At 58.1% G+C, this 9202-nt stretch carries 8 protein-coding genes; 3 read left to right on the top strand and 5 right to left on the bottom strand.

Going from position 1 to position 9202, the window contains the following annotated elements; all coding sequences use genetic code 11:
* Positions 1–54: 54 nt before the first annotated feature.
* A complete protein-coding gene (locus tag DW003_RS03795) occupies positions 55–1434 on the top strand; it encodes a hypothetical protein (RefSeq protein ID WP_147352178.1) in 1380 nt (459 codons plus the stop codon).
* Between the two features lie 1123 nt (positions 1435–2557).
* Here DW003_RS03795 and guaA read toward each other — a convergent pair.
* On the bottom strand, positions 2558–4156 hold the full coding sequence (gene guaA / locus DW003_RS03785; protein WP_118387621.1) for a glutamine-hydrolyzing GMP synthase: 1599 nt from the start codon (positions 4154–4156) through the stop codon (positions 2558–2560).
* Positions 4157–4424: 268 nt separating this feature from the next.
* Here guaA and DW003_RS03780 point away from each other — a divergent pair, with 268 nt between their 5' ends.
* The gene (locus DW003_RS03780; RefSeq protein ID WP_118387619.1) at positions 4425–5438 is read left to right on the top strand and encodes an asparaginase; all 1014 of its coding nucleotides are present in this window, start codon (positions 4425–4427) and stop codon (positions 5436–5438) included.
* Positions 5439–5460: 22 nt separating this feature from the next.
* Here the strand turns inward: DW003_RS03780 and DW003_RS10135 are convergent, their stop codons facing one another.
* Positions 5461–5679, bottom strand: a complete 219-nt coding sequence (locus tag DW003_RS10135; protein WP_035136926.1) for a helix-turn-helix domain-containing protein — start codon at positions 5677–5679, stop codon at positions 5461–5463.
* A 76-nt stretch (positions 5680–5755) separates the two neighbouring features.
* Here DW003_RS10135 and DW003_RS03770 point away from each other — a divergent pair, with 76 nt between their 5' ends.
* On the top strand, positions 5756–6145 hold the full coding sequence (locus DW003_RS03770; protein ID WP_118387617.1) for a hypothetical protein: 390 nt from the start codon (positions 5756–5758) through the stop codon (positions 6143–6145).
* A 9-nt stretch (positions 6146–6154) separates the two neighbouring features.
* Here DW003_RS03770 and DW003_RS03765 read toward each other — a convergent pair whose 3' ends face one another.
* The 3 genes from DW003_RS03765 to DW003_RS03755 all read right to left on the bottom strand — a co-directional run bounded on the left by DW003_RS03765 (position 6155) and on the right by DW003_RS03755 (position 9097).
* Entirely contained in the window at positions 6155–6538 is a 384-nt protein-coding gene (locus tag DW003_RS03765; protein WP_118387615.1) for a DUF1648 domain-containing protein, read from the bottom strand.
* 11 nt (positions 6539–6549) lie between these two features.
* A complete protein-coding gene (gene ychF / locus DW003_RS03760) occupies positions 6550–7626 on the bottom strand; it encodes a redox-regulated ATPase YchF (RefSeq protein ID WP_035136922.1) in 1077 nt (358 codons plus the stop codon).
* A 127-nt stretch (positions 7627–7753) separates the two neighbouring features.
* Positions 7754–9097 (bottom strand): 6-phospho-alpha-glucosidase, encoded by a 1344-nt coding sequence (locus DW003_RS03755; RefSeq protein ID WP_118384796.1) that lies wholly within the window; start codon positions 9095–9097, stop codon positions 7754–7756.
* Between the last annotated feature and the right edge of the window lie 105 nt (positions 9098–9202).

The following is a 9202-nucleotide window of genomic DNA, read 5'->3' as shown; positions in this document are numbered from 1 at the left end:
GCTGGCCGCTGCGCGGCCAGCAGACTAAAGTCTTGAAAAATTAAAGCAGGCTGCGTGCATGACGTTGACTACGTCGTGGGCAACCCTCCTTGGGTCAAATGGAGCGACCTTCCTCGTCCGTATGCTGAATTCATCAAACCTCTCTGCGAACGAATGGATATTTTTAGCGAGGATAACTGGGTTGGCGGCATTCAGTCAGACATCTCCACCGTTGTCACATACCACGCCTTGGATAGGTTTGTCCGTCCAGGGGGATTGCTTGCATTCCTCATTACAGGAACGGTTTTCAAAAATGAATCGAGCCAGGGTTTCAGACGCTGGACTCTTCACCATGAAAATGGAACTTCAGAGAATATGAGCGTCGAACTCGTTGAAGACTACAAAGCGATTCGCCCGTTCGAAGGCGTAGCAAATTGGCCCTCACTTCTCATAATTAAACGTAATGGCGAAAATACAGCTTATCCAGTCACATATCGCGAATATCGCAAGCCTCAAGGGAAGCCAGTAGATGGCGAGCTTCTATCTATGCCCATACAGAAACAAGCCATTCCCATCCCCGGAACCATCGATGGCCCGTGGCTCGTCGGGTCGAACGGCCAACTCTCTGCTTGGTCGCAGATAATGGACGCCACCTCATCCGACAAGAGCTATTCCGCACGAAAAGGTGTCACAACAGATGCAAATGGCATCTACTTCGTAAGCACACATGCGACCAATGTGCCTGATGTTGTGAGGATATCGAACGATCCGAGAAACGGGAGGCGCAGCCTGCCCCGCATAACCGCCGATGTTGAGAGTTCCTATATCTATCCACTCCTTCGGGGTCGTGAAATATCGCGTTTTAACGCAACACCATCCCCTGGAAGCTGCGTCATCGTACCTCAGACGGGCATGTTTGGTGACGATAAGCTTCCCGCAACGTCACCTCAGCTTTTTCAATATCTCGCCCGCTTCAAAAATGTTCTTGAAACCAGATCCAGCTACCGCCGCTTCCAAAAAGGCAAGCCGTTCTGGTCCATATGGACCGTTGGTAAGTACACATTTGCTCCGTACAAGGTGGTTTGGAAGGAGATGTCAGGCTCCAGCTTCGTTGCGGCTTATATTGGCTCCGAGACGATGCCCGGTGGAACGATGAAGACGGTTGTTCCGGATCACAAGGTTTATTTCATCCCTGTGCAAACCGAACCAGAGGCTGCTTATCTCACAGCATTCCTTAACTCCTCTTTGGTATCGGGAGCAATCGGGGCGTATGCATCGGCGTTAAGTCTCGGAACGAGCGTAGTCGATTATCTCACTGTTCCAAAATTCGACGCCAACGATAAACAAATGGCTGAACTCAGCGAGATGGGAAAACGCTTTAACAGCGGCATCGAGCCAACAGCTGCCGATGAACAACGACTCGATGAACTGGTCACCCTCATCGTGTGCGGATAGAGACGACGAAAGCAAAAGCAGTGTAGGGACTTGAGTGAAGATATGCCGAAAGGAGCGGTCAATAAGGCACTATGGGATTTGCGCGGGTGCGCGCCCGTCGAAAGCACCCGCCTAGCAGCAGCGGCACGCCTCCGCATCACCATCTTCCGACTAAGAAAATGAGCGCGCGAAGGACGCGCTTCCATAAGAAACAGTCTATTCAAAAAGGTGCCCAAACTCGAGCGCACCGTCATCGAGAACAGTGTGATCGAGGGCGATTTCATAATTGTCCCAATGAGGCGCAGGAGGGCTATCCCGCGGTGCACGACGTGCAGGCGACGCCGCCTGAAACTACCGACAGGCTCACGCCCAGACGCTGGAGGGCACCCGCCCTCGACAACGCCCGCCAGCTACTAGTCAGGTGCTCGTATGGGCGTCTTTCTCCACTTCCCTCTTGTATTCAGCGCCAGCGCAGGCTATAAGGTTATTGGTGGCACATTAAGCTACCTCCAAGTGCCGGGGGAGTCCCCCGGCTTTTTTATTCCTTTAGGCGTCTCCATTGGCCAAGGAGCTCAGCATCTTTGTCGATGAGAGCAGTGACCGCGGCGGCAAGGCTCGTTACTATCTGCTCGCACTCGTCTACCGCCGTAGCCAGCTCAACGACCTGGTAAGGCTAATAGAACGCATGGGCGCGATATCTCCCCCGCCATCGAACTCGCCCTGGTCAAGTTCGATGGCGGGGAGGGCGGCGAGACGTACGGCAAGTTCTTCGGCGGTGTCGGCCCTTTCAAAAGGAACTGGCTCAAGCAAGCCCGCAGTAAGCAACTTTAGCTGGTTTCGAGACTCCAAAAGAACGGCCACCCCTCCTCCAGCGAGAAGACAGATTGCCGGCGAGGAACCCCTTGCGATGCATTTCGAGCGGCGAGGGCCGAAGCGCAGGCAAGAATATTGCAGGCACCGATCACAAGCACCACCACATATACAGCAGCGGCACAGATTCTATTGAAACCGTGCCCGCTATCTTGCATTATCAAATCTATATCGAACGTCTGCCCTACTATTTGAGGCAGCAGATCAATTCATTTATTAATGGGAGCATATCCTATAGGAAATCAAAATTCTACCCCCATAACTTAGGAATTTACTATTCCCACTCGATGGTCGCGGGCGGCTTGGACGTGATGTCGTAGCAGACGCGGTTGGCGCCGGGAACCTCGGCAACGATGCGGCCGGAGATGCGGGCCAGCACGTCGTAGGGCAGCTTGGCCCAGTCGGCGGTCATGGCATCGCTGGACTCGACAGCGCGCAGGATGATCGGGCGCTGATAAGTGCGCTCGTCACCCATAACGCCGACAGACTTGATGTCGGGCAGAACCGCGAAATACTGCCAACAGCTGTGCTCGGAGTTGCGCTCGCCGGTCTGCTCAAACAGACGCTGGTTGTAGGCGTCGAGCTCCTCGCGCACGATGGCGTCGGCGTTCTTGAGAATCTCGAGCTTCTCCTTATCGACCGCACCGATGATGCGGATGGCCAGACCCGGGCCCGGGAAAGGCTGACGGAACACGATATGACCCGGCAGGCCCAGCGCCAGACCAAGTGCGCGGACCTCGTCCTTAAAGAAGTGGTCGAGCGGCTCAATGAGGTCGAAGTGCACGCCCTCGGGGAACGGGATCAGGTTGTGATGGCTCTTGATGGTGGCCGTCTTGCCGCCCGTCTTGCGAGCGCCAGACTCGATGATGTCGGGGTAGATGGTGCCCTGAGCCAGATACTTGACCGGCTTGCCGTCGGTCTCGAGCTGCTGAGCAACCGCGAAGAACTCTTTCCAGAACTGCGTGCCGATGATGCGGCGCTTCTCCTCGGGCTCGGTCACGCCGGCCAGAAGCTCGGCATAACGGTCCTCGGCGTGGACGTGGATAAAGTCGACATCGAACTGCTTGGTGAAGACCTCCTCCACCTGCTCGGGCTCGCCCTTACGCAGCAGGCCGTGGTTGATGAACACGCAGGTCATCTGCTTGCCCACGGCGCGAGCGCCCAGCGCAGCCACGACGGAGGAGTCGACGCCACCGGACAGGGCCAGAATCACGCGGTCGTCACCGACCTTCTCGCGGAACTCGGCCGTCATGGTCTCGACCAGGTTGTCCATGCTCCAGTTGGGCTCCAGGCCGCAGATCTCAAACAGGAAGTTGCTCAGCAGCTGCTGACCGTACTCGGAGTGCTTGACCTCGGGGTGGAACTGCGTGGTGAAAATCTTGCGCTCGACGCACTCCATGGCGGCAACCGGGCACACGTCGGTGCTGGCGGTAACGGTAAAGCCCTCGGGCACCTCGGAAACGGCGTCGCGATGGCTCATCCACACGGTCTGCTCCATGGGCGTGGAGTTAAAGAGCTTGGCACCGGCCGTGCGCGTGATGGTGGCGCGGCCGTACTCGCCCACCTCGGAGTGGCCGACCTTGCCGCCGAGCGTCACGGCCGTGATCTGATGGCCGTAGCAGAAGCCCAGGACGGGAAGGCCCAGGTCAAAGATGGTGGGGTCGATGGACGGAGCGTCCTCGGCGTACACGGAGGCCGGGCCGCCAGAAAGGATGAGCGCAGAGGCGTTCATCTCGCGAATCTCATCGGCCGAGATGTCGCAGGGGACGATCTCGGAATACACGTTGAGGTCGCGGACGCGACGGGCAATGAGCTGACCGTACTGCGCACCAAAGTCGAGTACGAGGACCTTTGCGGAAGCCTTTTGATCCATGGTTTCCCCCTCTTGTTGGCGGGGAGCCGGTGCCCACCCGCGCGAATAAACGAAAACAGCTTACATAGTGTACACGTTATATGGGGCTTCTCGTCCCTCGCAGCCATCAGCGCACGGCAAACGCACGACCTGGGCCCCTATTTGACAACAATTGAAGTGTTACCAAACGTTACAGATGATGTAATACATTTGAACATTGGACGCCCTGTGCCACAATACTGACGAACGACTCCGCCTCTGCGGCGGCAAATACGATAGGAATTCCAGCATGAAGCGCATCCTTCTCATCGCCACGGGCGGCACCATCGCATCGACCGAGGACGGCAACGGCCTCTCCCCCGCCCTGACCGGTGAGGAGCTCGCCCAGAGCGTCCCCGAGATCTCGGGCCTCTGCGAGCTCGACGTGGTACAGCCCATGAACATCGACAGCACCAACATGCGCCCCAGTGACTGGATGCGTATCCGCGACGTCATCGTCAGAGGCTATACCGACCACGACGGCTTCGTAATTCTGCACGGCACCGACACCATGAGCTACACCGCGGCGGCGCTTTCCTATCTGATTCAGGACAGCCCCAAGCCCATCGTACTCACCGGCTCGCAAAAGCCCATGGGCAATCCCTTTACCGACGCCAAGCTCAACCTGTACCAGAGCCTGCTCTATGCGCTCGACGAACACTCGCACGATGTGTCGATTGTGTTTGGCGGCGTCGCCATTGCCGGCACGCGTGCCCGCAAGCAGCGCACCATGAGCTTTAATGCGTTCATTAGCGTCAACTATCCGCCCATTGCCTACATCCGCAACGACCGCATCGTGCGCAACGGGCTCCACGGCACTCGTCAGGGCGAAAACCCGGTGCGTTTCTACGACAGCATCGACCCGCGCGTATTTGTACTCAAGCTTACGCCCGGCGTAAACCCGGGCATCCTCGGCGCCCTTGCCGATAGCTACGATGCTGTAATCCTGGAGACCTTTGGCATTGGCGGTATCCCCGAGTTTGGTGAGTCGGGCGAGTCGTTCCAAGAGGCGATTTTCCGCTGGGTCGATTCGGGCCGCACCGTCGTTATGACCACGCAGGTCCCCGAAGAGGGCCTCGATCTGGGCGTTTATGAGGTCGGCCGTGCTTACGCCGATCATCCGGGCATTCTGCGCGGCGACGACATGACCACCGAGACGCTCGTGGCCAAGACCATGTGGGCACTCGGCCAGTCACGCGATGCCGCCGAGATCCAGCGCCTGTTCTACAGCCAAGTCAACCACGACCGCATCCCGATGGCGTAATCCGGTTGTCGACGGGTATCCCCTATTCGATACCTTCGAGAAGTTCTGACACCGTCATGCCGAGTGCGGGCGCGATCTTAAATAGAACCTTGAGCGTGAAATTTGCCGTCCCATCTTCGATTCGGTCGAGGTAAGGTCGGCTGATTCCTGTCGCCACACAAAAATCAACCTTGGAGATACCAAGGTCTCTGCGTGTCTCTTCGACCCGCCTGCCAAGAATCTGTTTCGCACGTTCGTCCATGCAGCCGAGTTTGAAATGGAGCCGAACATAAACGTAAACTATAGTTTACGTTTTGCCGAATACACAGGAGTTTTCTATGTCGGGTTCTTCGGTCCGCATGTACCGAGCCACGCTTCGCACAAACAGCGCGCCGCCCAAGCTCGTCGTCGTTGAAGCTGAATGTCTTTCGCCCGATGAGCGCACAGCATTTGCATTGCTATCAAGTCGCGTCTCCGCCGTTCTGGTCCCTTGCCCGGCGCAAGGTGAACTTGCCATCCAATGCCAGGCGCACAGTTGCTCGCTCAATCAGGCTGCCGTAATCGCAACCAGCCAACGCGGCCTGCCGCTCCTTTTAGAAGCCGGTATCGCACTCGCCCTTCGCGGCGCCGGATACGAAAACGAGGCCGCCGCCGACATGGTATTTAAACCACGATCGAGCGGCGGCCTCGCAGCAGCCATTGAATATGCGTGCAGGCTCGTTGCCTAAAAGGACAAGCTAAAAGCCCAAGCCAAAACCCGTTCCGGTAATCGCCGAGTACATAAAGTAAACGTTGATCACGTTGAGGAACACACCCGCGATGCAACCGTTGCGCAGGTAGCGCTCGCACGTAAGACGTGCCATCACAGCGGAGTCTTCGTTGTTCTTTGCTTGACGACCGGCAGTAAAATACGTCGCCACGCTCAGCAGCAGGTTGAGCACCGGCAGCGCCAGCAACTCGTAGCTCTTGCCCCAGCGCGTCACTTCGCCGGCGGCATTAAACTTTGTTGCCACCTCGGGACCAATGTTGGGGATAACACACGCTGCAACCACCAGCGGAATCACCGCAAGTACGAGCAGCGCAATACCCATGTAGCCAGCTTTTTTGCCATATTTAAACATATGCGTCGTCCTTACACGTTAAAGCGGAAGTGCACGACGTCGCCATCGGCCATGACATAGTCCTTGCCCTCAATACGCAGCTTGCCGGCGGCCTTGGCGCCCTGCTCGCCGCCGAGCTCGATGTAGTCGTCATAGCCAATGACCTCGGCCTTAATAAAGCCGCGCTCAAAGTCGGTGTGGATGACGCCGGCAGCCTGCGGGGCAGTCGCGCCCTGGCGAACCGTCCAGGCCTTGACCTCCATCTCGCCAGCCGTAAAGAACGACTGCAGGCCGAGCAGCTTGTAGGCTGCCTGCGCGAGCACGTCCAGACCGGGCTGCTCCAGGCCTAGGCTCTCCAGGTAGTCGGCGGCGTCCTCGGGATCGAGCTCGGAAAGCTCGGCCTCAATCTTGGCGCAGATGGGCAGCGGCTTGACGCCATCGATGGGCGCCAGGTCGTCGTTGAGCATATCCTCGTCCACGTTGGCCACATACAGGATGGGCTTCATGGTGAGCAGGAACAGGCCCTTGGCAGCGGCACGCTCCTCGTCGGTCATCTCCATGGACGCGGCGCGCTTGCCCTCGTTGAGCCAAGCGAGCAGGCGCTTGGCGACCTCAAACTTGGGCATGAGCTCCTTGTCGCGCTTGGCCTCCTTCTCGAGCTTAGGCAGCTGCTTCTCGAGCGTGCCCATGTCGGCCAGGATGAGCTCGGTCATGATGGTGTCGGCATCGCCGGCGGGATCGACGAACTCGCCCGTGCGGCCCACCTCACGCATGACGTTGGGGTCCTTAAAGTAGCGCACGACCTCGCAGATGGCATCGGTCTCGCGGATGTTTGCCAGGAACTGGTTGCCCAGACCCTCGCCCTCGTTAGCGCCCTTCACCAGACCTGCGATGTCGACGAACTCGACCGTAGCCGGCACAATGCGACCCGGGTTGACGATGTCGGCGAGCTTTTGCAGGCGGCTATCGGGCACGTCGACGATACCCACGTTGGGGTCGATCGTGGCAAACGGGTAGTTGGCGGCAAGGCCGGTCTTTTTGGTAAGCGCGGTGAACAGCGTCGACTTGCCCACGTTGGGCAGGCCCACGATACCGATGGAAAGGGACACGACAGCTCCTTTTGATACAGGTACTTCAAACTGCATAAGTATAGCGCCGCCGCAGCATCCGGGCGAATCCGGACACCGCGGCGGCGCAAATGAAGCAGAGATGCGTGAGAGTTCGAGACAGCAGTCCTTACTTAAGCTCGGGCCAGAAATCCTTGTTGGCCTCGATGAGCTCGTCCAGGATCTGCTTGGCAACGCTCGCCGAAGGAATGGTCTTGGAGAGCGTGAGTGCCTGCCAGAGCTTCTGGTAGCTGCCCTCGACCCAAGCCTGGACAACGAGCTTCTCGACGGAAACCTGCTGCTCCATCAGGCCCTTCTGGAACTGCGGGATCGGGCCCTGGCAGATCTTCTCAAAGCCGTTGGAGCCAACGATGCAAGGCACCTCGACCATGGCCGTCGGGTCGAAGTTGGGCACAGCGCCATCGTTGGGGACAATCAGCAGGAAGCGCTCGAGCGTGTTCTCGGCCAGCGCGCAGGCAAGGTCGACGATGTAGTTGGCGTGTACGTCGGGCTCAAAGCCGCCGTCCTTGGCAGTACCCTTGGCGATGATGTCGCGGCAAGCACCAAAGACCTTCTTCTCGCGGCCGTCCATAACCTCATTGGCGCGAGTGTAGTTGGGGTCAGACGTCTCGACAACATAGTCCGGGTACAGGTAGTACTTGAGGTAGGTGTTGGGAATCGTCTCGGGATCGACAGCATAGACATCCTTGGCCTTGCCGAAGGTGTGAATCCAGCTCTCCTCGACGTGCTGCTCCTTACCGGCCTCGTGCTCAATGCCGTCCAAGTAGCCGTTCTTTGCCATGTGCTCCTTGATCTGCGGCATGAGGTCGTTGCCCTCCTTGTCGTAGATCTTGCTCCACCAACCAAAGTGGTTGAGGCCGTAGTAGCTGTACTGCAGCTCGCGACGATCCTTGATGCCGCACATACGGCTCATCTTATCCATGAGGTCAATCGGCATGTCGCAGATGTTGATGATGCGGCTGTTGGGGCGCAGCACGCGGCAGGCCTCGGCGACGATGGCCGCGGGGTTGGAGTAGTTGAGCATCCAGGCGTTGGGGCTGTACTTCTCCATGTAGTCCAGGATCTCGATGACACCGCCGATGGAGCGCATACCGTAGGCGATGCCGCCAGCGCCGCAGGTCTCCTGACCAACGCAGCCGTACTTGAGGGGGATCTTCTCGTCGAGCTCGCGCATAGCGTAGAGACCCACGCGGATGTGAGCAAGGACGAAGTCGGTCCCGGTGAATGCGGTCTCGGGATCGGTGGTGTAGTTGAACTCAACCTCGGGAGCGTTCTCGTGGAAGTAGATCTCGCAGGCCTTGGCCACGGTCTCCTGGCGCTCGGCGTTGTTGTCGTAGAAGGTCACCTTGTTGACCGGGAAGCGGTCGCGCTCCTCAAGCAGCATCAGGGCAATGCCCGGAGTGAAGGTAGAGCCACCGCCGGCAATGGTCACGGCATAGTTTTTCTTGGACATGATGTCCTCCTCATTCTGGCCGCTTGCTCAATCCATCCCCGCACGCGGCCTGTACGGTTTGGAATTGTTACCTAGAAGTGAAGTTTTTATCTCTAGAATCGGCCC

Source organism: Collinsella sp. AF36-3AT (assembly GCF_003475205.1).
Lineage (GTDB): Bacteria > Actinomycetota > Coriobacteriia > Coriobacteriales > Coriobacteriaceae > Collinsella > Collinsella aerofaciens_AF.
Note: the sequence above shows the minus strand (reverse complement) of the source record. Positions and strands in the feature narration are given on the sequence as shown.